Below are 23,333 nucleotides of genomic sequence, written 5' to 3' on the forward strand. Positions count from 1 at the left end.
CAGTTCACGGCTCAGGCCGCGCGCGCGGCGTGGCGCACCAGCAGCGGCAGCAGCCGCTCGGCCGCCTGCTCCAGCGCCATCGCGTAGTCCTCCACGCGGCGGCGGAAGTGGCGGTAGAACAGCAGCGCGGGGATCGCGATGGCCAGGCCGAAGGCGGTGTTGTAGAGCGCCACCGAGATGCCGTGCGCGATCTGCTCCGGGTTGCTGCCGCCGCCGGGCGTCTGGCTGCCGAAGAGCTCGATCATGCCCACCACGGTGCCGAACAGCCCCAGCAGCGGCGCGGCCGAGGCGATGCTGCCCAGCGCGCTGAGGTAGCGCTCCAGCTCGTGCACCGCCGCGCGCCCCGCGCTCTCGAAGGCCTGGCGCAGGCCGCCCTCGTCGGCGTGCGGCTGCTGCATCGCGCTGTTCAGCCCCGCGGCCAGCACCTCGCCCAGCACCGAGTGCTCCTGTAGCTTCTGCACCACGTCAGGCCCGGGCAGACCGCCGCGCGTGAGCTGCAGCACCTCGTCCAGCAGCTTGGGCGGCACGATGCGCGCGGTGCGCAGGCTCATGAGCCTCTCGATGATCAGCGCCATGGCCAGCACCGAGCACAGCAGCAGCGGCCAGATGGGCCAGCCGGCGGCTTGTATGATCGAAAACAAGGGCGTCCCCGGGTCATTGCGTTCGACAAAGACAGGCCCGGGACTGCTGCTCATGTGCACATGGACTGGGCCGCCCGGACGGACCGGCGATTATGCCGAAGGCCTCCCGCGGGCCCGCCGGCACTGGGGCCGGGTACTGAATCTGTCCACCGTTGCTGTGCACAAGTTTGTGGGCAGCGCCGGGACAGCGCACCGAAGTGCCTGTCAGCCCGGGCCGCGGCTTGCGCTGCGGCATTTTTCAGCACCGACTTCTGAAACTCATCTTGGAGAACCGCATGGCCGAGCCGAGCACGATGGCGCGCCAGGTGTGGGGCGTGGGAGCGCTGCTGCTGGCCATGGGCGACGCGCTGGCGGCGCGCTTCGGCGCGTGCAGCGTGCGCGGCGAGCTCTCGGGCTTCACGCGCGCGGCCAGCGGGCACTGCTACTTCACGCTCAAGGACGCGGACGGGCAGGCCGCCGCGCTGCGCTGCGCGATGTTCCGCCGCGCCGCCTCGCTGGTGGACTTCAACCCGCGCGATGGCCAGCAGGTGGAGCTGCGCGGGCGCATCGCGCTGTACGAGCCGCGCGGCGAGCTGCAGTTCGTGGTCGAGTCCATGCAGCTCGTGGGCACGGGCTCGCTGTACGAGCAGTTCCTGCGGCTCAAGGAGCGGCTGCAGGCGCAGGGCCTGTTCGACGCCGAGCGCAAGCGCGCGCTGCCGCGCTTTCCGGCGCGCGTGGGCGTGGTCACCTCGCTGGCCGCCGCGGCGCTGCGCGACGTGCTCACCACGCTGGCGCGGCGCGCGCCGCAGGTGGAAGTCGTCATCTATCCCAGCCCGGTGCAGGGCGCCGAGGCGCCGGCGGCGCTGGTGGCCGCGCTGCAGCTGGCCAACCAGCGCCGCGAGGTGGACGTGCTGATCCTGTGCCGCGGCGGCGGCTCGCTGGAGGACCTGTGGGCCTTCAACGACGAGCGCGTGGTGTTTGCCGTGGCCGAGAGCGGGATTCCGCTGGTGTGCGGCGTGGGCCACGAGACCGACGTGAGCCTGGCCGACTTCGCGGCCGACCTGCGCGCGCCCACGCCCACCGCCGCGGCCGAGCTGGTGGCGCCGTCGCAGGCCGAGGCGCTGGAGCAGCTGTCCACGCTGGCACGGCGCATGCGCCGCCAGGTGCAGCGCCAGCTCGAACGCCAGGCGCAGGACCTGGACCAGCGCGCGCTGCAGCTCGCGCGCCCCGGCGCCGTGCTGGCGCGCCATGCGCAGCAGCTCGATCGGCTGGAGGAGCGCGCGCGTCACGCGCTGCGGCATGCGTTGTTGCGGGCGGCCGAGGCACCGCAGCGCCTGGCCGCGCGGCTGGAGCGCGCACAGGGCGTGCAGCGCGAGCGCGCCGCCGTGCGGCTGCAGGCCTTGGCCGCACGGCTGCTGCGCGCACAGCAGACGCAGCATCAGCGCACGTCGCTCACGCTGCAGGGCATGGAGCAGCGCCTGGCCGCCCTGGACCCGCACCGGGTGCTGTCGCGCGGCTATGCCTGGGTGACGAACGAGGCCGGGCAGCCCATCGTCTCGGCGCGGGCTTTGCAGCCGGGCCAGCAGGTGCAGGCGGTGTGGAGCGACGGCCGGGCGCTGGCGCAGGTGCTGAAGGTGCAGCCGGAGGACTGAAACCCGGCGTTGCGCGCAAGGCCCTTGCACCGCCGACGCGCCGCTCCGTGCACTCCTACAATCGCCGTGGCTTTGTCCGCTGCACGTCCTTTGACGTGCATCAATGAACCCAGGAGAAAAGATGGAACACGTTCTGCCCCCGCTGCCCTACGGCTACGACGACCTCGCCCCGCACTACAGCCGCGAGACCCTGGAGTACCACCACGACAAGCACCACAACGCCTACGTGGTGAACCTCAACAACCTCCAGAAGGGCACCGAGTTCGAGAACATGTCCCTGGAAGACATCATCAAGAAGTCTTCCGGCGGCATCTACAACAACGCGGCCCAGATCTGGAACCACACCTTCTTCTGGAGCTGCATGAAGCCCAACGGCGGCGGTGAGCCCAAGGGCGCGCTGGCCCAGGCCATCAACGCCAAGTTCGGCTCCTACGCCGCCTTCCGCGAAGCCTTCGTCAAGAGCGCCGTGGGCAACTTCGGCTCGGGCTGGACCTGGCTGGTCAAGAAGGCCGACGGCAGCGTAGACATCGTCAACATGGGCGCCGCCGGCACGCCGCTGACCACCGGCGACAAGCCGCTGTTCACGGTGGACGTGTGGGAACACGCCTACTACATCGACTACCGCAACCTGCGTCCGAAGTTCGTCGAGACCTTCCTCGACAAGCTGGCGAACTGGGACTTCGCGGAAAGCAACTTCGCTGCCTGAGGCCCTTGAGGCCCGCGGCGCCCGGCGCGGCGCCGCTTGAGCGATGTCAAAAGGCCGATCCTGCGATCGGCCTTTTCGTTTCACCTGGGCGCGTTGAACGGTGCGCCGCTAAGCTTCGCGCCGGTCTGGATGCCGCGCTTGGCAAACCAGCCCTGGTTCATCTCCAGCGCATAGCGCACCGGCTTGGCCGAGCAGTGGGAATCCAGCGTCTGAGGCTTCATGTCGGCGATGTTCACCACCGTCCCGTCATCGGCCAGGAAGGCGATGGAAAGCGGCAGCAGCGTGTTCTTCATCCAGAAGCACTGCGGCGCCGCCTGCTCGAACACGAACAGCATGCCCTCGTGAGCCGCCATCTCGCGCCTGTACATCAGGCCGGTGGCGCGCTGCTCCGGGGTGAGCGCCACCTCGGCGCGAATGTTGTGCATGCCCGCGTTGAGCGTGATGGTTTCGAGCCGCTGGGGCTGGCTCTGCTGTGCGACGGCGGGCAGGGTGGTGAGTGCCAGGGCCAGCAGCCCCGTCAGGAATGCGTACGTCTTGATCTTGATCATGCCGTGCTCTGGGGTTGACACCTAGATTATCCCTGTCGTCGAGCCTGTGGCCGGCGCCTGCCCGCCGCCATGAACGCACCCACCGCCACCCTGGACACCACTGCCCGACAGCCTGAGCTCGCCGTACTGGACGACCCGCAGGAGCAGCAGCGCTTCACGCGCTGGCGCGAGGGACGTGACGGGCAGCGTGTCGGCGAGTCGGTGCTGCGCCTGTCGGGCATGTATTGCGCCGCCTGTGCCGACACCATCGAGCAGGCGCTCATGGACGTGCCGGGCGTGCAGTCTGCACGCGTGAGCGCTTCGGCCGAGCGCGCGCGCATCGAATGGGACCCGTCGCGCACGCGCGTGGCGGAGATGGTGCAGGCGATCCGCCGTGCCGGCTACGACGCCGTGCCCGACGCCGCCGCGCCGGCGCGCGCGCTGCGCCAGGCCGAGAACCGGCAGGCCGTGTGGCGGCTGTTCGTGGCCTGGTTCTGCATGATGCAGGTGATGATGATGGCTTGGCCGATCTACGTGGCCAAGCCGGGCGAGATGGCGCCCGACCTGTGGCAGCTGCTCAACTGGGGCTCCTGGGTCTTGAGCGTGCCGGTGGTGTGGTGGTCGGCCGCACCGTTCCTCAAGGGGGCCTGGCGCAGCCTGCGCACGCGGCGCATCGGCATGGACGTGCCGGTGGCGCTGGGCGTGATCGTGACCTTCGTCGCCAGCAGCGGCGCGACCTTCGACCCGGGCGGCATCTTCGGCCGCGAGGTGTATTTCGACTCGCTCACGATGTTCGTGAGCTTCCTGCTGGCGGGGCGCTTCCTGGAGATGCGCGCGCGCCATCGCGTGGCCGCGGCGCTGGAGGAGGCGCTGGCGCGCATGCCGCAGACGGCGCAGCGCGTGCGCGCCGATGGCAGCCTCGAAGCCGTGAGCGTGCATGCGCTGCGTCCGGACGACGTGGTGCAGGTGGCGCTGGGCGAGAGCTACCCGGCCGACGGCGAGCTGATCGAGGGGCAGACCCAGTCCGACGAGTCGCTGCTCAGCGGCGAGTCGCGCCCGGTGTCGCGGCAGTGCGGCGACGCGCTGGTGGGCGGTGCCGTCAACGTCGGCGCCCCGGTGCGCATGCGCGTGCAGCGCGTGGGCGCGGACACGCGTTACGAGCGCATCGTGGCGCTGATGCAGCAGGCGCTCACCGAGCGGCCTTCGCTGGCGCGCAGCGCCGACCGCTGGGCGCGGCCCTTCCTGTGGGCGGTGCTGGTGCTGGCCGTCGGGGCGGCGCTGGCGTGGAGCCTGGTGGATCCGTCGCGGGCGGTGTGGGTGGCGGTGTCGGTGCTGATCGTGACTTGCCCCTGCGCGCTGTCGCTGGCCGCGCCTTCGGCGCTGGTGGCTGCCGCCGGCGGGCTGGCGCGCCGCGGCGTGCTGCTGCAGCGGCTGGATGCGCTGGAAGCGCTGGCGCGGGTGCGTCGCCTCTTCATCGACAAGACTGGCACGCTGACCGAGGACAGCCTGGCGCTGCGCGAAGTCCAGCGGGCTGCCGGCGTGGCAGACGCCGAGCTGGAGGCGCTGCGGCTGCGGGCCGTGGTGCTGGCGCGCTGGTCCAGGCATCCGCTGTCGCGCGCGCTGGTGCAGACCCTGGACGGCGAGGAGGCCGTACCGGGCGAGGGCGGCTGGACTCAGGTGCGCGAGCAACCAGGTCAGGGCTTGAGCGCGCTGGACGCGCAGGGGCGGGAGTGGCGCCTGGGCCGGGCCTCGTGGGTGGCCGAGGCGCCCGTGGCCGATGGCGGCGACGCGCTGCAGGCGGCTTTCGGCCCGCGCGGTCAGGTACTGCTGACCTTCTGTTTCGAAGAGCGGCTGCGCGAGGACGCGGCCGCGGCCATGGCCGCGCTGCGCGCCGCCGGCATCGAGCCCGCGCTGCTGTCGGGCGATGCGCCCGCGCGCGTGCAGCGGGTGGCCCAGCGCCTGGAGCTGCCGGTGGCGCAGGCCGGCGCCACGCCCGAGCGCAAGCTCGAAGCGGTGCGCGAAGCGCAGGCGCGTGGCGAGGTGGTGGCCATGGTTGGTGACGGCGTCAACGATGCGCCGGTGCTGGCGCAGGCCGACGTCTCCTTCGCGATGGGCGACGGCGCGCTGGTGGCGCGGGTGCATGCGGACGCCATCCTGCCGTCGCAGCGGCTTCAAGCACTGGCCGATGCGCGCAGTATTGCCGCCAAGGCCATGGGGGTGGTGCGGCAAAATATCGCCTGGGCCGCGCTCTACAACCTGGCCTGCATTCCGCTGGCGCTGGCCGGCTGGCTCCCTCCGTGGGCCGCCGGCCTGGGCATGGCAACGAGCTCACTGCTCGTGGTGGGCAACTCGTTGCGCCTGGCGCGCTGATGGACGATGGAAATCCTGTTCCTGCTCATTCCGATGTCGGCGCTGCTGGTGCTGGTGATCATCGGCGTGTTCGGTTGGGCCTTGCACGGCGGGCAATTTGACGATCTCGACCGGGAAGGCGAGCGCATTCTGAATGCGGATGGTGAAGCGTTGACGGGGGTCAAGCTTGGAGAAAGCTCGGCCCCGAACAATGCGCACCGGGTGGATTCTCACTAAGAAGGAGGCCAGTGATGGCTCAAGCGGCGCAACCGGGAAGACCGGTATACAGCGACGCCCCCGTGCGATTGTTCGCACTTGCGGCGGTGCTCTGGGGTGTGGTCGGCATGTTCGTGGGCGTGTTCATCGCTACACAGCTTGCCTTCCCTGATCTGACGTTCGGCATTCCCTGGCTGAGCTACGGGCGCTTGCGTCCGCTGCACACCAACGCGGTGATCTTCGCCTTCGGCGGTTGCGCGTTGTTTGCCACGTCCTACCACGTGGTGCAGCGTACCTGCCAGACGCGACTGTTCGCGCCGGGCCTGGCCCTGTTCACGTTCTGGGCCTGGCAGCTGGTGATCGTGCTGGCCGCGCTGACACTGCCGCTGGGCTACACCTCCGGCAAGGAATACGCCGAGCTGGAGTGGCCGATCGACATCCTGATCGCCGTCACCTGGGTCTCCTACGCCATCGTGTTCTTCGGCACGGTGGGCATCCGCAAGGTGCGCCACATCTACGTGGCCAACTGGTTCTTCGGCGCCTTCATCATCGCCGTGGCCCTGCTGCACATCGTCAACAGCGCCGCGATCCCGGTGAGCCTGTTCAAGAGCTACTCCGCCTACGCCGGCGTGCAGGACGCCATGGTGCAGTGGTGGTACGGCCACAATGCCGTGGGCTTCTTCCTGACCGCGGGCTTCCTGGGGATGATGTACTACTACATCCCCAAGCAGGCCGAGCGTCCGGTGTACTCGTATCGCCTGTCGATCGTGCACTTCTGGGCCCTGATCTTCACGTACATGTGGGCGGGTCCGCACCACCTGCACTACACCGCGCTGCCCGACTGGACGCAGAGCGTGGGCATGATCTTCTCGCTGGTGCTGCTGGCGCCGAGCTGGGGCGGCATGATCAACGGCATCATGACCCTCTCGGGTGCGTGGCACAAGCTGCGTGACGACGCGATCCTGAAGTTCCTGATCGTTGCGCTGTCGTTCTACGGCATGTCGACCTTCGAAGGTCCGATGATGTCGATCAAGACCGTCAACGCGCTGTCGCACTACACCGACTGGACCGTGGGCCACGTGCACTCCGGCGCTCTGGGCTGGGTGGGCATGATCTCGATCGGCTCGCTGTACTTCCTGATCCCGCGCATGTTCGGCCGCAAGACGATGTACAGCACCCGTGCCATCGAGCTGCACTTCTGGGTGGCGACCATCGGCATCGTTCTGTACATCGCCGCCATGTGGATCGCCGGCGTGATGCAGGGCCTGATGTGGCGTGCGGTGAACCCCGACGGCACGCTGGTGTACAGCTTCGTCGAGAGCGTGAAGGCCTCGTACCCGTTCTACATCATCCGCATGCTGGGTGGCCTGCTGTACCTGCTGGGCATGGTGGTCATGCTGTGGAACACGATCATGACGGTGCGTAGCGGCAAGGTCGTCGAGACGCCGGTGCCCATGGTGACGGCTCACGCCTGATTGGATTGAGGAAAGACCGACATGGCACACGCAAATCCGACTGGTCACGAGAAGATTGAGACCAGCAACTTCCTGATGATCGTGCTGATCCTGGTCACGGTCGCCTTCGGCGGCCTGACCGAGATCGTTCCGCTGTTCTTCCAGCACAGCACGACCAAGCCGGTGGAGAACCTCAAGCCGTACACGGCGCTGCAGCTCGCAGGCCGGGACGTCTACATCCGCGAGGGCTGCTACAACTGCCACTCGCAGATGGTGCGCCCCTTCCGCGCCGAGACGCTGCGCTACGGCCACTACTCCACGGCCGGCGAGTTCGTCTACGACCATCCCTTCCAGTGGGGCTCCAAGCGCACGGGTCCGGACCTGCACCGCGTGGGCGGCAAGTACAGCGACGACTGGCACCGCATCCACCTGCTGAATCCGCGCGACGTGGTGCCCGAGTCCAACATGCCGGCCTATCCGTGGCTGGAGGCTGCGGCCCTCAACCCGGCTGACCTGGCGCCCAAGATGACGGCACTGCGCAAGGTGGGCGTGCCCTACACCGACGACGAGATCGCCAAGGCGGCCGACGAGGTCAAGGGCAAGACCGAGCTCGATGCGGTCGTGGCCTACCTGCAAGTGCTGGGCACTGCGCTGAAGTAAACCAGAGACCCGGAGCCAAAGCGATGGACTTCGACATCAATCTTCTGCGCAGCGCCGTGACGGTGTTCAGCTTCGTGCTGTTCCTCGGCATCGCCTGGTGGACGTGGAGCAAGCGTCAGCTTTCCCAACACGAAGCGGCAGCGCAGCTGCCCTTCCTCGAAGAGGACGGCGAGCCCGTCGCTGCGGCAGCGGCCCGCTTCCAAGGGAGTAAGTAATGAGTGATTTCATCAACAGCGGCTGGTCCTGGTACGTGATCGCCATCGTCGTCGGCGGACTCGCGTTCTGCGTGTTCGTGCTGATGGTGGCGAGCAAGCACCGGCCCATGGCTGCCGACAACACCACCGGCCACCTCTGGGACGAGGACCTGCGTGAGCTGAACAACCCGCTGCCGCGCTGGTGGCTGTGGCTGTTCATCATCACGGTGGTCTTCGCGGCCATCTACCTGTCGCTGTACCCCGGCCTGGGCTCCAGCAAGGGCGCCTTCGGCTGGAGCAGCCGCGGCCAGTACGAAAACGAGCAGGAGAAGGCCCGCGCCGCCATGGCGCCGGTCTACGCCAAGTACGTGGGCATGACGGCCGAGCAGCTGGCTCAGGATCCGGCGGCCATGGGCATCGGCGAGCGCCTGTTCGTCAACACCTGCGCCGGTTGCCACGGCTCGGATGCGCGCGGCAGCAAGGGCTTCCCCAACCTGACCGACGACGACTGGCTGTACGGTGGCGCGCACGACAAGATCAAGGAGACCATCACCGGTGGTCGCCAGGGCATGATGCCCCCGATGGCCGCGGCCATCGGTGGTGGCGAGAACGTGCGCAACGTCGCCAACTACGTGCTGAGCCTTTCGGGCAGCCCGCACAACGCGGTCTACGCGCAGCTGGGCAAGGAGAAGTTCACCACGGTGTGCGCCGCCTGCCACGGTGCCGACGGCAAGGGCAACCAGGCCATGGGCGCGCCCAACCTGAGCGACAAGATCTGGCTGCACGGCTGGGGCGAGCAGGCGATCATGAACATGATCAACAACGGCAAGACCAACGTCATGCCGGCGCACGCCAGCCGCCTGAACCCCGAGCAGATCCATGTGCTCGGCGCCTATGTCTGGAGCCTGTCCCACAAGGGCGGTGCCGCCACGACGGCGCAGAAGTAAGCAAGCGGCGCGACCTCCGGAGGCTCATGGCGACATGAGCGCTCCGGGGCGACGCATCAACACACGCGCGCCAGGCCGGTTTCCGGCCCTGGCGCGCGGCGTTTTTTGGGCCCTGAAGGCCCAGGAGCAGTGAATCCATGGATCGCAAGACCGATAAAGCGGCGGACGGCGGCCAGCGCGTGCCCTGGTGGCGTGTGCGCATGATGTGGCTGGTGGTGGGCGGGCCGCTGGCCGTGGTGGTGGCCGCCATCGTGACGGCCGTCATCGCCATCCGCGGCGCGGACGTGGTGGTGGGTTCCGGTGCGGCGCCGCAGTCTCAGCAGCCTGCCGAGGACACCTCTTCGGGCGACATGCGCCCCGCCATCGAGGCGCGCAACAAGGCTGCCGCCGAGGCGGCCGGGGCCAAGGCCTCTTCGGGTCAACGCTAGGACAGGGCGCGGCGGGGCCGCGCAAGAATGGCCCGCAGGAGGTGACCGGACATGTCGACAACCCCTCGCGCGCTGACGGTGATGATGGTGGCCTGGCCTTCGTTCCTGATGGCCTCGGTGCTGGAGATGCTGGTGTTCGCACTGGTCGACCCGCATGACCTGCAAGGTGCGGGCAGCATCCCGCTGGAGCTTTCCGCCACCGGCGTGTACTCCCTGGCCTTCTTCCTGTTCTGGGCCGTGATCGCCGCGGCGGGCGCCCTGGAGCGCTGGCTCTCGACGCCCCCGGGCGGCACCCGCCCCACGATGCGCGGCGTCCACGGACACTGAATCCGCGAAACGCAAGCGCAAAAAAGCCGATGGCGCCTTCGAGGCGCCATCGGCGTTTCTGGGAACCTGTTCTCGAAAATGCCGGGTCAGCAGGCCGCGCCGTTGACCAGTTTCTGCAGGCCGGCCTGGTCCACGATGCGGATCTGGCGCTGCTTGACCTCCAGCAGGCCTTCCTCCTGGAACTTCGAGAAGGTGCGGCTGACCGTTTCCAGCTTGAGGCCCAGGTAGCTGCCGATCTCTTCGCGCGTCATGCGCAGGATCAGCGACGAGGCGGAGAAGCCGCGCGCCTGCAGGCGCTGCGTGAGGTTGAGCAGGAAGGCCGCGAGCCGCTCCTCGGCGCGCATGCTGCCCAGCAGCAGCATCACGCCATGATCGCGAACGATTTCACGGCTCATGATCTTGTGCAGCTGGCGCTGCAGGTCGGAGAACTCGCGCGAGAGCTCTTCGAGCTGGCTGTAGGGGATCACGCAGACCTGCGAGTCCTCCAGTGCCACGGCATCCACCGTGTGCCGCTCGCTGCCGATGCCGTCGAGCCCCAGCAGCTCGCCGGCCATCTGGAAGCCCGTGACCTGGTCGCGGCCGTCCTCGGCGGAGACGCAGGTCTTGAAGAAGCCCGTGCGCACCGCGTACAGCGACTGGAAGGCGTCGCCGGCGCGGAAGAGGGTATCGCCCCGCACCACCGCGCGCCGCGTCGCCACCATGGTGTCCAGGTGCTCCAGGTCGCTGCGCGACAGGCCCACTGGCAGGCACAGCTCACGCAGGTTGCAGCTCGAGCAGGCGACCTTGAAAGGCTCGGTGCGGATGGGCGGCAGTGTGCTGTTCATGGCACTTCGCGTTGTTGAGGCGGCACAGCCCGGCGATTGGGCGCAGGAGTCTTCGGGGTGATCGTCGGTCTTCAACATGATATGCCTCAATAACAAGCACCATTCTTGGCTGCTGTGCGGCTTGCCGACTTGAGGCACATCAAGCTCTGATGTGCCGAGTTTGGCAAAGTCTCGCCATGCTAAGCGATACCTCTGCCACCGGGCCCATCCTGACTGAAAGCTTGCTGCGGCGCCTGGACGTGCCAGGGCCCCGCTACACCTCTTATCCAACGGCCGATCGCTTCGTGGAAGCCTTCGGCCCGATCGAATACCGCCAGGCCCTGGAGCAGCGCGCCCAGGGTGCCACGGTGGGCGGCACGCCGCCCTTGTCGATCTACGTGCACATCCCCTTCTGCGAGTCGGTCTGCTATTACTGCGCGTGCAACAAGGTCATTACCAAGCACCATGAGCGCGCCGAGGAATACCTGCAGGCCCTGGAAGCCGAAATCGGGCTGCATGTGGCCGTGCTGGGCAAGGGCAAGGCGGTGTCGCAGCTGCACTTCGGCGGCGGCTCGCCCACCTTCCTGTCGGACGCCGAGATCAAGCGGCTGATGAGCGTGCTGCGCGATGCCTTCCGCATCGCGCCGGGGGCCGAGCTGTCGATCGAGGTGGACCCGCGCACCGTCACCACGCAGCGCCTGGAGCACCTGGCGCGCCTGGGCTTCAACCGCCTGAGCTTCGGCGTGCAGGACTTCGATGCCGAGGTGCAGAAGGCCGTGCACCGGGTGCAGTCCTACGAGAGCGTGCGCGACCTCGTGGCCAGCGCCCGGAGCCTGGGCTTCGAGTCGCTCAACGTCGATCTCATCTATGGGCTGCCCAAGCAGACGCCCGTCTCCTTCGCGCGCACGGTGGAACTGGTGGGCGAGCTGCGGCCGGACCGCATCGCACTCTATGCCTACGCGCACCTGCCGGCGCGCTTCAAGCCGCAGCGCCGCATCGACCCGGCCGAGCTGCCGCCGCCCGGCGACCGGGTGCAGATGCTGGGCAGCGCCATCCAGGGCTTCCTGGGCTTTGGCTACACGTACATCGGCATGGACCACTTCGCGCTGCCCGGCGACAGCCTGGCCGCAGCCAAGCGCCAGGGCCGGCTGCACCGCAACTTCCAGGGCTACAGCACGCAGCCCGACTGCGACCTCATCGGCCTGGGCGTATCGGCCATCGGCCGCATGGGTGCGACCTACAGCCAGAACGCCAAGACCCTGCCGGAGTACTACGACGCCGTGAACCAGGGCCAGTTTCCCGTGGTGCGCGGCCTGGCGCTCACGCGCGACGACCTGGTGCGCCGCGCGGTGATCATGGCCCTCATGTGCCAGGGACGGGTGGAGTTCGAGTCCATCGAGCTGGCGCACCTGGTCAACATGCGCAAGTACTTCACCACCGAGCTCGAAGCGCTGCAGCCGCTGGTGGAAATGGGCCTGGTGGAGATCGAGCCCGAGGCGATCCAAGTCACGCCGCGGGGCTGGTACTTCGTACGCGGGGTCGCCATGGTGTTCGACCGGCATTTGCGCGCCGATCAGACGCGCGAGCGCTTTTCGCGGATCATTTGAGGCTTCGCCCGCAGTTCTCCTTGCAGTAAAGCCCCCTGTTTTCCGGTCATGGATGCCGCCCTCGTCTTGAGCGCCCTGCTGATGGGCCTGGCCGGATCGCCGCACTGCGTGGCCATGTGCGGTGCGGCCTGCACCGCGCTGGCCGGGCGCTGCGGGGGAGGGCGGCCGCAGCAGGCGCTGCTGGGCTTTCACCTCGGCCGACTGCTGGGCTACTCGGCCGCCGGCGCGGTCGCGGCCGGCAGCGTGTCGCTGCTGGCGCAGTTCTCGCAGCTGACGCCCGCTCTGCGGCCGCTGTGGACGCTGGTACACGTTGCGGCGCTGGGCCTGGGCGTGTGGCTGCTGCTGAAGGGCAAGCAGCCGGAGTGGATCGAGAACCTCGGCCGCGGCACGCGGCTCGCGCCGGCGGCGGCTTCCGCGGCGGGTGACGGCGGATGGCAGCCGATGCTCGGTCCGCTCAAGGCCGGGCTGGCCGGTACGGCCTGGGTGGCCTGGCCTTGCGGGCTGTTGCAGTCGGCCCTGGTGGTGGCGGCGCTGGGCCAGCAGCCGGCCTCCGGTGCGCTGATCATGGCCGGCTTCGCGCTGGGCTCCTCGCTGGGCTTGTGGCTGGGCCCGGCGCTATGGTGGCGGCTGGGCGCGCCGGGTTCGCGCTGGCTGGCCTCGGGCGGCTGGGCCGTGCGCCTGGCGGGCCTGGGTCTCGCGAGCGCATCCGCCTGGGCCCTGGGCAATGGCCTGTGGCAACGCATCGCCGACTGGTGCGCGAGCTGAGCGCACCACCGGGTCTTCCCCAGGGGCGAGCAACGAACGCTGTCAACTTCGCGTCAACCTCGACTGCAATGCTGTTTTGGTTTCGCCCAAGAAATCTCAAGTCTTATGTAAGACATAGGACTTAATACCGCGTCGAATAGAATCGCGGTCTCATTCCACAACCCCACGCCGGAGCGAGTTTTCATGTACCAGCACATCAAGGTGCCCGAGGGCGGGCAGAAGATCACCGTCAACGCGGACTTCTCGCTCAACGTCCCCAGCAACCCGATCGTTCCTTACATCGAAGGTGACGGCACTGGTTTCGACATCACGCCCGTGATGCTGAAGGTGGTGGACGCGGCAGTGCAGAAGGCCTATGGCGGCGAGCGCAAGATCCACTGGATGGAGGTCTACGCCGGGGAGAAGTCCACGAAGGTGTACGGTCCCGACGTGTGGCTGCCGACCGAGACGCTCGATGTGCTGCGCGAGTATGTGGTCTCGATCAAGGGGCCGCTGACCACGCCCGTGGGCGGTGGCATCCGCTCGCTGAACGTGGCGCTGCGCCAGGAGCTCGACCTCTACGTCTGCCTGCGCCCGGTGCAGTACTTCAAGGGCGTGCCCAGCCCGCTGAAGGAGCCCGAGAAGACCAACATGGTCATCTTCCGCGAGAACTCGGAAGACATCTACGCCGGCATCGAATACGAGGCCAAGAGCGAGAAGGCGCAGAAGCTCATCAAGTTCCTGGTCGACGAGATGGGCGTCAAGAAGATCCGCTTCCCCGAGACCTCGGGCATCGGCATCAAGCCCGTGTCGATCGAGGGCACCGAGCGCCTGGTGCGCAAGGCGATCCAGTACGCCATCGACAACGACAAGCCCAGCGTGACCGTGGTCCACAAGGGCAACATCATGAAGTTCACGGAAGGCGGCTTCCGTGACTGGGCCTACGCGCTGGCCAAGCGCGAGTTCGGCGCCGTGGAGATCGACGGCGGCCCGTGGTGCAAGCTCAAGAACCCGAAGACGGGCAGGGACATCATCATCAAGGACTCGATCGCCGATGCCTTCCTGCAGCAGATCCTGCTGCGCCCGGCCGAGTACTCCGTGATCGCCACGCTCAACCTCAACGGCGACTACATCTCCGACGCCCTGGCCGCGCAGGTCGGCGGCATCGGCATCGCCCCGGGCGCGAACCTGTCCGACTCGGTGGCCTGCTTCGAGGCCACGCACGGCACGGCGCCCAAGTACGCCGGCAAGGACTACGTGAACCCCGGTTCCGAGATCCTGTCGGCCGAGATGATGCTGCGCCACATGGGCTGGACCGAGGCGGCCAACCTGATCATCAGCTCCATGGAGAAGTCGATCCAGTCCAAGAAGGTGACCTATGACTTCGCCCGCCTGATGGAAGGCGCGACGCAGGTTTCCTGCTCGGGCTTCGGCCAAGTGATGATCGACAACATGTGATGTCCGCGCCCGGCGCCGGGCACGTGCGTCCAGTTGCAGCGGGCTCATTCAATAAGCCTGCTGCGGTCCGCAAGGAACCGCCAGACGAAAAAAGTGATGAAATCGCTTGCCAGGTCTGAAATCCTTGCTAGAATCTCAGCTTCTGTTCCCCGATAGCTCAGTCGGTAGAGCGACGGACTGTTAATCCGCAGGTCCCTGGTTCGAGCCCAGGTCGGGGAGCCAAACAGAAGTCTCAGTAGTAAGTAGTACCGAAGAAAAGCCGCAGGCGCTTGTCGTGCAAGCGGTGATTCAAATCCCCGATAGCTCAGTCGGTAGAGCGACGGACTGTTAATCCGCAGGTCCCTGGTTCGAGCCCAGGTCGGGGAGCCAAATACTGAAAAATGCCCGCTGCCGCGGGCATTTTTCTTGGAAGCGCTCCGGTCGCTGCCAGCGTGGCAGTGATGGGCACCGCGGCAATCGCGTTTGGCCAGCAGGGCGTCCGGAGGACGCTGCCGGCGCGGTTACACTAGCGGTTTCGGTCCGACGGGGGTGCTTAGCTCAGTTGGTAGAGCGGCGCCCTTACAAGGCGTAGGTCGGGGGTTCGAACCCCTCAGCACCCACCACCCCGCGGCGGCTCAAGGGCCGGCTCAGCAGATGGCTTCAAAGGCGAACCGAGGTTCGCCTTTGTTGCATCCGGGCCAGGCTTTTTTGCTGCGTCCCAGCCTCAGGACCCTGGTCGAGGAACCCATGTTCGATTTCGTTCGCACCCACACCCGGCTGCTGCAGTTCCTGCTGGTGCTGCTGATCTTTCCTTCCTTCGTGTTCTTCGGTGTGCAGGGCTACAGCAGCTTCACCGAGGGCGGCAATGCCACGGTGGCGGAAGTCGATGGCCATGCCATCAAGCAGCAGCAGTGGGACATGGCGCACCAGCAGCAGGCCGAGCGGCTGCGCCGCCAGATGCCCAATGTGGACCCCAAGCTGCTGGACTCGCCGCAGTTCAAGCGCGAGACGCTGGACCAGCTCGTGCGCGAGCGCGTGCTGCTGTCCGCGGCCGAGAAGCAGCACCTGGCCGTCAATGACGACCGGCTGCAGCGGCTCTTCATCAGCGATCCGCAGTACGCCTTCCTGCGCAAGCCCGACGGCAGCATCAACAACGAAATGCTGGCCGCGCAGGGCATGAGCTCCGCGGACTTCGCCGAGCGCCTGCGCCGCGACCTGACGCTGCGCCAGGTGATGGAAGGCGTCACGCAATCGGCACCGGACACGCCCGCGGCGCGCCAAATCTCCTTCAACGCGCTGCTGCAGCAGCGCCAGGTGCAGCTGCAACGATTCAACGCCGCCGACTACACCGCGCGCGTGAACCCTAGCGACGCCGAGCTCAAGGCCTACTACGACGGCCACCAGGCGCAGTTCAAGGCGCCCGAGCAGGCCGTGATCGAGTACGTGGTGCTGGGCGTGGACGCGCTGCAGCAGGACCTGAGCGTGAGCGAGGAGGACCTGCGCAAGTACTACGACGAGAACGCCGCGCGCTACACCAGCGCCGAGCAGCGCCGCGCCAGCCACATCCTCGTCGCCTCCGACAAGGACCAGCCCGCCGCCGAGCGCGCCAAGGCCAAGGCCAAGGCCGAGGCGCTGCTGGCCGAGCTGCGCAAGAACCCGGCGAGCTTCGCCGAGGTGGCGAAGAAGGAGTCGCAGGACCCGGGCTCCGCACAGCGCGGCGGCGACCTCGACTTCTTCGCCCGTGGCGCCATGGTCAAGCCCTTCGAGGATGCGGCCTACGCCATGAAGCCCGGCGAGATCAGCAACGTGGTCGAGAGCGACTTTGGTTACCACATCATCCGGCTCGATGCCGTGCGCGGCGGCGAGAAGAAGCCGTTTGAGGCGGTGCGCCCGGAGATCGAGGCCGAGGTGAAGAAGCAGCTGGCGCAGCGCCGCTACACCGAGGCCGCCGAGCAGTTCACCAACACGGTGTACGAGCAATCGGACTCGCTGCAGCCCGTCATGGACAAGCTCAAGCTGAAGAAGCAGACGGCCACCGTGCAGCGCACGCCCGCGCCCGGCGCCACCGGCGCGCTGGCCTCGCCCAAGCTGCTGGAGGCCGTGTTCTCCAACGACGTGCTGCGCAACAAGCGCAACACCGAGGCCGTGGAGGTCGGCGCGAACCAGCTCGTCTCCGCGCGCGTGACGGAGTACCGGCCCGAGCGCGTGCGTCCGTTCGAGGAAGTGCAGCTGCAGGTGCGCGAGCGCGTGGTCAACGAGCAGGCGCTGGCGTTGGCGCGCAAGGATGGCCAGGCGCGCCTGGCGCAGCTGCAGCAGGGCGGCGATGCCGCCGCGGGCTCGCTGCCGGCGGCCGTGACGGTGTCGCGTGCCGAGCGCGGCGATCTTGCGCCCGCGGCGCTGGATGCCGTGCTGCGTGCCGATGCCTCGAAGCTGCCGGCCGTGCTGGGCGTGGACGTTCCGCAGGGCTATGTGGTGGCGCGGCTGCTCAAGGTCGAGTCGCCCAAGGCCGACGCGCCGCAGCTCGTGGCGTTGCAAGGTCAGTACGCGCAAGCCTGGGCCGCAGCCGAGGGCCGTGCCTACTACGAGGCGCTGAAGAAGCGCTTCGACGTGAAGATCAAGGCACCGGCCGTGGCCGCGGTGCCGGCCGATGCCGCGGCATCAAAATAATTCGCGTGAAGGTCTTGCAAGGCTTCAAAACCTCGTATTACAATCACGTTCTCCAACGACGGTGGCTGTAGCTCAGTTGGTAGAGTCCCAGATTGTGATTCTGGTCGTCGTGGGTTCGAGTCCCATCAGCCACCCCACCGAACACCGGCAGTGATGCCGTAAACAAAGCCTCCCTCGCGGAGGCTTTGTTGTTTCTGACGTTGCCTTCGGGCTTGCCCTGATCGCGGTGGCCCCGGTCCGTGAAATAAAAAGTCACAAATACGGACTGCAGGGGAGGGAACCCAAGATGGACGTCCTGCTGGCGCACCAGCGGGCGGTCGAGGACGACTCGAAGTACATCCGCAGTTCCTTTCACGGCCTCGATCCGCACCTGCGTTCTGTTCTTGAAGCCACGCTCGCCTGCCAGCCACCAGGCGGCTCCTGCGCCGGCCTGCGCGCGCTGATCATCTGTCCGACGCCAGCGTCGATCAACGAGCGGCTCGAAGCGCTCAGCCGCTGCGCCCGCAACCACCTCGACAGCGTGGGCAGCCCGTTCCCCATTCGCTTCGCTGCCTGTGCCAGCCAGGAGCCGCAGGCGGCACACGACCGCCTGCGCGAGCACGCACCAGCGCTGCTGCTGACCAACGCCGCATCGCTGGACCGGTGGCTCATGGGCTGGACCGGCCCCGAGCTGCGCTCAAGCCTGCGCGTCGTGGCGTCTGGGGCGGAGGGCCCAGGCCAAGTGCAGGCCATGGAGATGGCCCTGCTCATCGGTCGGCTCCAGGCGCAGTGCGGGCACGCCTTGGTCCGCATCGGCAATGTTCCCTTGGCGGCACCGGTTCCGGCGGCACTGTTGCAAGCGCACCTGTACGCGCTGGCGGTTGCGGAAATGGACCTGCCCGGCTGGTCGCGCCGTGGCCATGGCCAGCCCGCGCTCAGCGCCTTCGTGGACGAGGCACCTGCCGCACTGCCGCTGCGTGCCGACCTGCGTGCTGCGCTGCGACCCGGGCGCCGGATGCGCGAACGCCTCCAGACCACTCTGGAGTACAGCCTCCGGGAGGTGCAGACCCCCATCGAGGTGCTCACCGAAGACTGGATCGAGCACGCGCTGGCCGCTTTGCCTGACCGCCTGGACCAAGCCCTGGACCGCTGGCGCGTTCTCTACCGTGCCGCGCGCGCCACCCTGGAGCTTGCAACGTACAAGATTCAGAGTGAACTGTTGTCCTCACGCAGTGAAGCCTACCGTCGCCAACAGCGCCTCCAGGAGGAGGGCGCTTGCCAGCTCCAGCTGCTGCGCAACGTGGGTGGCGACACGGGGGCGTGGCCCGGATTCCACCCTGCACGCTTCCTCGCCGCCGAAGGGCTGTTGCCCGGCCATGGCGAGGTGCGCCATCCGTTGCGCGCGTTCCTGTCCGCGGCGCAGGGGCCTGGCCGATTCGTCTCACGCCCGCGCGCCGACGCGCTGCGTGAACTCGGACCGCGGGCACTGTTCCAGCACGAGGGGCGGCGCTATCGGGTCACCGGAACCGTGCCGCGGGACCCCGCCGCCGCGCTCACCGCCGCCAGGCTGTGCCGCACGTCCGGCTGCCTGCTGCTCGGCGAGCAGCGCCAGCGCGAAACCTGTCCCGTCTCCGGTGTGAATCTCTCCGAGCCCGGCGCTGGCGAGCACCTGCACGACCTGCTGGAAGCGGCCGACGTCCATGCCGAGGAAGTGGACGATCAAGCTGCGGCGGACGAGCCCGTCGCGGCCGGCTTTGAGGTCCAGACCTGCTTCAGCGTCGATGAGGCCAACGCGGACTCGATGCAGGAAGCCTGGTTGCAGAGCGGCATCGAGACGCTGCTGGCGCTGACGTTCATCCCCGGCGCCCGCCTGGTGTTTCTCAACCGCCGGTGGCGCGGCAGCGACGACGAAGGTTTCACGCTCGACCTCCACAGCGGCGCTTGGTACGGGCCGCAGCCCCTGGCGTCACCCTCGGGGCCGCAACGCCGCGTCAGACTCTGGACCTCGTACCGCGCCGATGCGCTGCTGCTCCGACCCACGGCGTCCTTCGGCCTGGAGCGTGGGCATGTCGCCGCGCTCCAGTACGCGCTGCTGCAGGCCGCCGCGCGGGGTCTGCGGCTCGATCCGGGCGAGCTGGGCGTGGCGATCGTGGGGGAGCGCGACGGCCTCGGCCTCCTGCTGCACGAGGCGGACGGACGCGGTGTCGGGCTCCTGTCGCACCTGATGGATGAAGCGCGGTTGCGCTCCGTGATCAGCGAGGCGCGGGCGGCCTGCCTCGGCGAATGCCGGCTCGACGGCGCGCTGGACCGCCTGAGCTGCTGCGTGCTGGTGCCGAAGGCCCCCGCGGCGGAAGAGGGCTACGAAGCCCGCTACCGGCGGCTGCTGGCGCAGCTCGACCCCGCGTCCGCCGCCAGCCGCCGCTTCCTCGACCACCTCCACGCCCACCGCCTGCGCCTGCCCGATGCGGCACGGCGCCGCGTGCCGGGCCTGTACCTGCAGCCGGATTTCCACTTCGAGCCGCGCACCTGGGTCTTCTGCGACGGCAGCACACCTGGAGACCTGGTCGCGCGGGAAGACGCCTGGGCACAGCATGAAACCCTGCTGGCGCGCGGCGACGAGGTGTGGGTCTGGCACGCCGCGGAGGACCTGGCCGCGAAGGTGGCGCAGCGTCCCGACCTCTTCAGCCCCCGGCGGTGAGCGCCGCGGCCTACCCGCCCGGCAGGCTGGTGGCCCTGCGCGGACGCGACTGGGTGGTGCAGCCCGGTGCCGATCCCGATCTGCTGCTGCTCAAGCCCCTGGGCGGCTCCGAGGACGAGGTCACCGGCCTGTACCTGCCGCTGGGCGGCGAGCTGCCCAGCGACACGCGCTTCGACCCACCCACGGCCGAGGACCTGGGCGACTTCGCCACCGCGCGGCTGCTGCACGACGCCGCGCGGCTGGCGCTGCGCAACGGCGCCGGCCCCTTCCGCTGCCTGGCCCGGCTGTCCTTCAGGCCCCGCTCGTACCAGATGGTCCCGCTGGTCATGGCGCTGCGGCAGGAGCCGGTGCGGTTGCTGATCGCCGACGACGTGGGCGTGGGCAAGACGGTGGAGGCCCTGCTGATCGTGCGCGAGCTGCTGGAGCGCCGGCGCATCCGCCGCTTCGCCGTGCTGTGCCTGCCGCACCTGTGCGAGCAGTGGCAGGCCGAGATCCGGGCCAAGCTCGACATCGAGGCCGTCGTCATCCGCAGCAGCACGCAGGCGCGGCTGGACCGCGAGGTCCACGGCGACACCAGCGTCTACGAGCACTACCCGTTCCAGGTCATCAGCATTGACTTCATCAAGTCCGACGCGCGCCGGGACGTGTTCGTCGAGCAGTGCCCGGAATTCATCGTTGTGGACGAGGCCCATGCCTGCGCGCGCCCCGCCGGCGCCACGGCGGCACAGCAGCAGCGCCACCACCTGGTGAGCCGCATCGCGCGCAAGTCGCAGCATTTGCTGCTGCTCACCGCCACGCCGCACAGCGGCAAGCCGCAGGAGTTCCAGTCCTTGCTGGGACTGCTCAAGCCGTGCTTCGAGACACTGGACCCGCACACCGCCACGCCGACGCAAAGGCGCGAGCTGGCGCGCCACTTCGTGCAGCGCAAGCGCGCGGACGTGGAGCGCTGGCTCGGGGAGGACACGCCGTTTCCGCGGCGCGAGTCCTTCGAGCTGCGCTACGAGCTGGCGCCAGCGCTGCGACGGCTGTTCCAGGCGCTCATCGGCTTCTCGCGCCGGCTCATCGCCCCGGCGCAAGGCGGCAGCCCCCGGCAAAGGCTCGGCTACTGGGCGGCGCTGGGCCTGCTGCGCGGCGTGATGTCCAGCCCCGCAGCCGGCATCGAGATGCTGCAGGCGCGGCTGTCGGGGCTCGCGCGGCGGGAAGCCGAAGAGCAGGGCTTGGCGCCGGAGCAGGGCATCGACGAGGACGACCTGTTCTTCAACCCCGTGGCCGACAGCGGCTGCGGCCCGCAGGACGACCACGCGCCGCTGCAGCTGGTCGAGCGCGCGCCCTGGTCCGGGCACCAGCGCCGGCAGTTGCGCGAGTTCTCGGACTCGCTGCAGGCGCTGGCCGGCCCGGCGCACGACCGCAAGCTGCTCGCGACCGCCCGCCAGCTCGCGGCCTGGCTGCAGGAAACGCCGCCGCAGTGCGCCGTGGTGTTCTGCCGCTACGTCGTGACGGCCGCCTACCTGGGCGAGCACCTGGCGCCGCTGCTGCGCGCGCAAGCGCCGCGGCTGGACCTGCAGGTCCTCACCAGCGAGCTGCCGGATGAGCTGCGCCGCCAGCGCATCGAGGCCATGGGCCGCTCGCGGCTGCGCGTGCTGGTCGCCACCGACTGCCTGAGCGAAGGCATCAACCTGCAGGAGCACTTCACCGCGGTGCTGCACTACGACCTGCCGTGGAACCCGAACCGCCTGGAGCAGCGCGAAGGCCGCGTGGACCGCTTCGGCCGGGCCGCGCCCATAGTGAAAACCTGCCTCCTCTACGGTGCCGACAACCCCATCGACGGCGTCGTGCTGGACGTGCTGCTGCGCAAGGTGCGCGAGATCCAGCAGGCCACCGGCATCAGCGTGCCCTTCCCGGAGGATTCCCTCTCCGTCCTGGACACCATTGCCCAGGCGCTGCTGCTGGTGCCGCAGCGCGAGCTCAGCACCCGGCAGGGCGTGCAGGGGCAGCTGTTCGAGGCCCGCGACTTCGCGGAGGCCGCAGCCGCGCAGGAGGCGCTGGAGCGCGAGCTGCACGGCAGCGTGGAGCGCGAGCAGGCCACGCGCGGCGTCTTCGCCCAGCACGCGCTGCAGGCGCGGGACATCGAGGCCGACCTGCGCGAGGTGGACGAGGCCATCGGCGACCCTCGGGCCGTTGAAGACTTCGTCACCCGCGCGCTGCCGGACCTGCTGGGCGTGCAGGTCCGGCGCCAGGGCCCGGGCTGGCGCATCGCCACGCCGAACCTGCCGCCGGCGTTGCGCGAGGCTCTGCCCGGGGCCTCGACACTCGGCGCGGTGCCGGTGAGCTTTCACTCGCCGACGCCCTCGGCCTTCACGTACCTGGGCCGCAATCACCCCTTCGTGGAGCGGCTGTGCCAGGTGCTGATGGCCAACACCTTGCAGCACCAGGGCCCGCGCGCCGCGCGCGCGGCCGTGATCCGCAACCCTGGCGGTGGACACCAAGACCACGCTGCTGCTGCTGCGCTGCCGAAGCAGCATCGAGGACACGTGCCACGGCCACCCGCTCGTGGCCGAGGAGATGCTGCTGTGGGGCTGGCAGGGGCCGCCGGCGCAACGCGGCTTCCTGGACCACGCCGCGGCCAAGGCCCTGCTGCTGGAGGCGCGGCCCGCCTCGGAGCTGTCGCCGCAGGCGCGCGCGGCCTTCCTCGCGCACGAGCTGCGCACGCTGGAGCGGCTGCACGAGTCCTTCGCCGAGGTGGCGCAGGCGCATTCGCAGCGGCTGATGGCAGCCCATGCGCGCTTCAGCGCGCTGATGGACCCGCGGCAGCGGCAGGCCGTCCATCCGGTGCTGCCGCTGGACCTGCTGGGCGTCTACGTGCTGCTGCCGGAGGCGCCGCGGTGACGTACGCCGCCGTTCGCATCGAAGGAACGATCTTCTCGGCCGAGGTTCTGGACCGCCTGGAAGACCAGCCCGGACAGCGCCCGGCGGACTTCGGCTTGGCGGACGCGTGCCGGCTCAAGGACGAGATCGCCCGCGCCTGGGCCGAGGCGCAGGCGCTCTAGCGCCTGTTCCAGCGCAAGCTCGCCGCGCTGCCGCCGGACAGTCCCGCCACCCGCGAGACGCGCCAGCTGTGGGTGCTGCCGCTGCTGGGCCTGCTCGGCTGGCAGCTCGAATTCCAGGCCCGGCACACGGAGCTGAACGGCAAGCTCTACCCGATCTCGCACCGCGTGGTGAACCGCGGCGGGATGGTGGTGCACGTGCTGGGCTGGCGCGACCCGGCCGGGCTGGACCGCAAGGCCGAGCCGCGCGCCGGCGCGCCGCGCCTGTCGGCGC

General features: G+C 68.9%; 19 protein-coding genes and 4 tRNA genes. 20 read left to right on the plus strand and 3 right to left on the minus strand.

The features are described 5' to 3' along the window. Positions 1 to 11: 11 nt before the first annotated feature. Positions 12 to 641: a MotA/TolQ/ExbB proton channel family protein gene (locus H537_RS0127010; RefSeq protein WP_029000356.1), complete on the minus strand. Its 630-nt coding sequence runs from the start codon at positions 639 to 641 to the stop codon at positions 12 to 14. A 275-nt stretch (positions 642 to 916) separates the two neighbouring features. Between H537_RS0127010 and xseA the strand changes: the two genes are divergently transcribed. Both xseA and H537_RS0127020 read left to right on the plus strand, forming a co-directional pair. Continuing rightward, a complete protein-coding gene (gene xseA, locus H537_RS0127015) occupies positions 917 to 2,272 on the plus strand; it encodes an exodeoxyribonuclease VII large subunit (protein WP_029000357.1) in 1,356 nt (451 codons plus the stop codon). Positions 2,273 to 2,393: 121 nt separating this feature from the next. Beyond that, the gene (locus H537_RS0127020; protein WP_029000358.1) at positions 2,394 to 2,978 is read left to right on the plus strand and encodes a superoxide dismutase; all 585 of its coding nucleotides are present in this window, start codon (positions 2,394 to 2,396) and stop codon (positions 2,976 to 2,978) included. Between the two features lie 80 nt (positions 2,979 to 3,058). On the opposite strand, the gene H537_RS0127025 is transcribed toward H537_RS0127020, so the two are convergent. After that, positions 3,059 to 3,526 (minus strand): DUF192 domain-containing protein, encoded by a 468-nt coding sequence (locus H537_RS0127025; RefSeq protein WP_043460175.1) that lies wholly within the window; start codon positions 3,524 to 3,526, stop codon positions 3,059 to 3,061. A gap of 69 nt (positions 3,527 to 3,595) precedes the next feature. On the opposite strand from H537_RS0127025, the gene H537_RS0127030 reads away from it, so the two are divergent. From H537_RS0127030 to H537_RS45735, 8 genes are all read left to right on the plus strand, one after another. Further along, a complete protein-coding gene (locus H537_RS0127030) occupies positions 3,596 to 5,875 on the plus strand; it encodes a heavy metal translocating P-type ATPase (protein ID WP_043460274.1) in 2,280 nt (759 codons plus the stop codon). A 6-nt stretch (positions 5,876 to 5,881) separates the two neighbouring features. Further along, entirely contained in the window at positions 5,882 to 6,091 is a 210-nt protein-coding gene (gene ccoS / locus H537_RS51570; RefSeq protein ID WP_084150966.1) for a cbb3-type cytochrome oxidase assembly protein CcoS, read from the plus strand. A gap of 14 nt (positions 6,092 to 6,105) precedes the next feature. After that, the gene (gene ccoN / locus H537_RS0127040) at positions 6,106 to 7,545 is read left to right on the plus strand and encodes a cytochrome-c oxidase, cbb3-type subunit I (RefSeq protein WP_029000361.1); all 1,440 of its coding nucleotides are present in this window, start codon (positions 6,106 to 6,108) and stop codon (positions 7,543 to 7,545) included. 21 nt (positions 7,546 to 7,566) lie between these two features. Further along, complete coding sequence (ccoO, locus tag H537_RS0127045) at positions 7,567 to 8,184, plus strand: cytochrome-c oxidase, cbb3-type subunit II (protein ID WP_029000362.1); 618 nt, start codon at positions 7,567 to 7,569, stop codon at positions 8,182 to 8,184. 23 nt (positions 8,185 to 8,207) lie between these two features. Then, positions 8,208 to 8,399, plus strand: coding sequence for a cbb3-type cytochrome oxidase subunit 3 (locus H537_RS45725; protein ID WP_043460179.1), 192 nt, complete (start codon positions 8,208 to 8,210; stop codon positions 8,397 to 8,399). After that, positions 8,399 to 9,325 carry a cytochrome-c oxidase, cbb3-type subunit III gene (gene ccoP / locus H537_RS0127055; RefSeq protein WP_029000363.1) on the plus strand — a complete coding sequence of 309 codons (927 nt, stop codon included), beginning with the start codon at positions 8,399 to 8,401 and terminating at the stop codon, positions 9,323 to 9,325. Before H537_RS45725 ends, ccoP begins: the two co-directional genes overlap by 1 nt. Positions 9,326 to 9,462: 137 nt before the next feature. Beyond that, positions 9,463 to 9,753: a hypothetical protein gene (locus H537_RS49755; RefSeq protein ID WP_156901956.1), complete on the plus strand. Its 291-nt coding sequence runs from the start codon at positions 9,463 to 9,465 to the stop codon at positions 9,751 to 9,753. Between the two features lie 51 nt (positions 9,754 to 9,804). Next, complete coding sequence (locus H537_RS45735; protein WP_051243304.1) at positions 9,805 to 10,080, plus strand: hypothetical protein; 276 nt, start codon at positions 9,805 to 9,807, stop codon at positions 10,078 to 10,080. 86 nt (positions 10,081 to 10,166) lie between these two features. Here H537_RS45735 and fnr read toward each other — a convergent pair whose 3' ends face one another. After that, on the minus strand, positions 10,167 to 10,904 hold the full coding sequence (fnr, locus tag H537_RS0127070) for a fumarate/nitrate reduction transcriptional regulator Fnr (protein ID WP_043460181.1): 738 nt from the start codon (positions 10,902 to 10,904) through the stop codon (positions 10,167 to 10,169). A 176-nt stretch (positions 10,905 to 11,080) separates the two neighbouring features. Between fnr and hemN the strand changes: the two genes are divergently transcribed. The 10 genes from hemN to H537_RS45740 all read left to right on the plus strand — a co-directional run bounded on the left by hemN (position 11,081) and on the right by H537_RS45740 (position 23,062). Then, a complete protein-coding gene (hemN, locus tag H537_RS0127075; protein WP_051243305.1) occupies positions 11,081 to 12,490 on the plus strand; it encodes an oxygen-independent coproporphyrinogen III oxidase in 1,410 nt (469 codons plus the stop codon). Positions 12,491 to 12,556: 66 nt separating this feature from the next. After that, positions 12,557 to 13,255 carry a sulfite exporter TauE/SafE family protein gene (locus H537_RS0127080; RefSeq protein WP_310733030.1) on the plus strand — a complete coding sequence of 233 codons (699 nt, stop codon included), beginning with the start codon at positions 12,557 to 12,559 and terminating at the stop codon, positions 13,253 to 13,255. Positions 13,256 to 13,438: 183 nt separating this feature from the next. Then, positions 13,439 to 14,692, plus strand: coding sequence for an NADP-dependent isocitrate dehydrogenase (icd, locus tag H537_RS0127085; protein WP_029000367.1), 1,254 nt, complete (start codon positions 13,439 to 13,441; stop codon positions 14,690 to 14,692). Positions 14,693 to 14,838: 146 nt separating this feature from the next. Then, positions 14,839 to 14,914: transfer RNA gene (locus H537_RS0127090), tRNA-Asn, on the plus strand. A 71-nt stretch (positions 14,915 to 14,985) separates the two neighbouring features. Beyond that, positions 14,986 to 15,061 (plus strand) — tRNA-Asn (locus tag H537_RS0127095). Between the two features lie 157 nt (positions 15,062 to 15,218). After that, a tRNA-Val gene (locus tag H537_RS0127100) sits at positions 15,219 to 15,294 on the plus strand. A 124-nt stretch (positions 15,295 to 15,418) separates the two neighbouring features. Next, entirely contained in the window at positions 15,419 to 17,338 is a 1,920-nt protein-coding gene (locus H537_RS0127105; RefSeq protein ID WP_029000368.1) for a SurA N-terminal domain-containing protein, read from the plus strand. A 61-nt stretch (positions 17,339 to 17,399) separates the two neighbouring features. Continuing rightward, positions 17,400 to 17,475 (plus strand) — tRNA-His (locus H537_RS0127110). Between the two features lie 149 nt (positions 17,476 to 17,624). Next, on the plus strand, positions 17,625 to 20,015 hold the full coding sequence (locus H537_RS0127115) for a hypothetical protein (RefSeq protein WP_029000369.1): 2,391 nt from the start codon (positions 17,625 to 17,627) through the stop codon (positions 20,013 to 20,015). Next, positions 20,012 to 23,062 carry a helicase-related protein gene (locus H537_RS45740; RefSeq protein WP_211235090.1) on the plus strand — a complete coding sequence of 1,017 codons (3,051 nt, stop codon included), beginning with the start codon at positions 20,012 to 20,014 and terminating at the stop codon, positions 23,060 to 23,062. Before H537_RS0127115 ends, H537_RS45740 begins: the two co-directional genes overlap by 4 nt. Positions 23,063 to 23,333 lie beyond the last annotated feature (271 nt).

The organism is Azohydromonas australica DSM 1124 (assembly GCF_000430725.1).
GTDB classification, from domain to species: domain Bacteria; phylum Pseudomonadota; class Gammaproteobacteria; order Burkholderiales; family Burkholderiaceae_C; genus Azohydromonas; species Azohydromonas australica.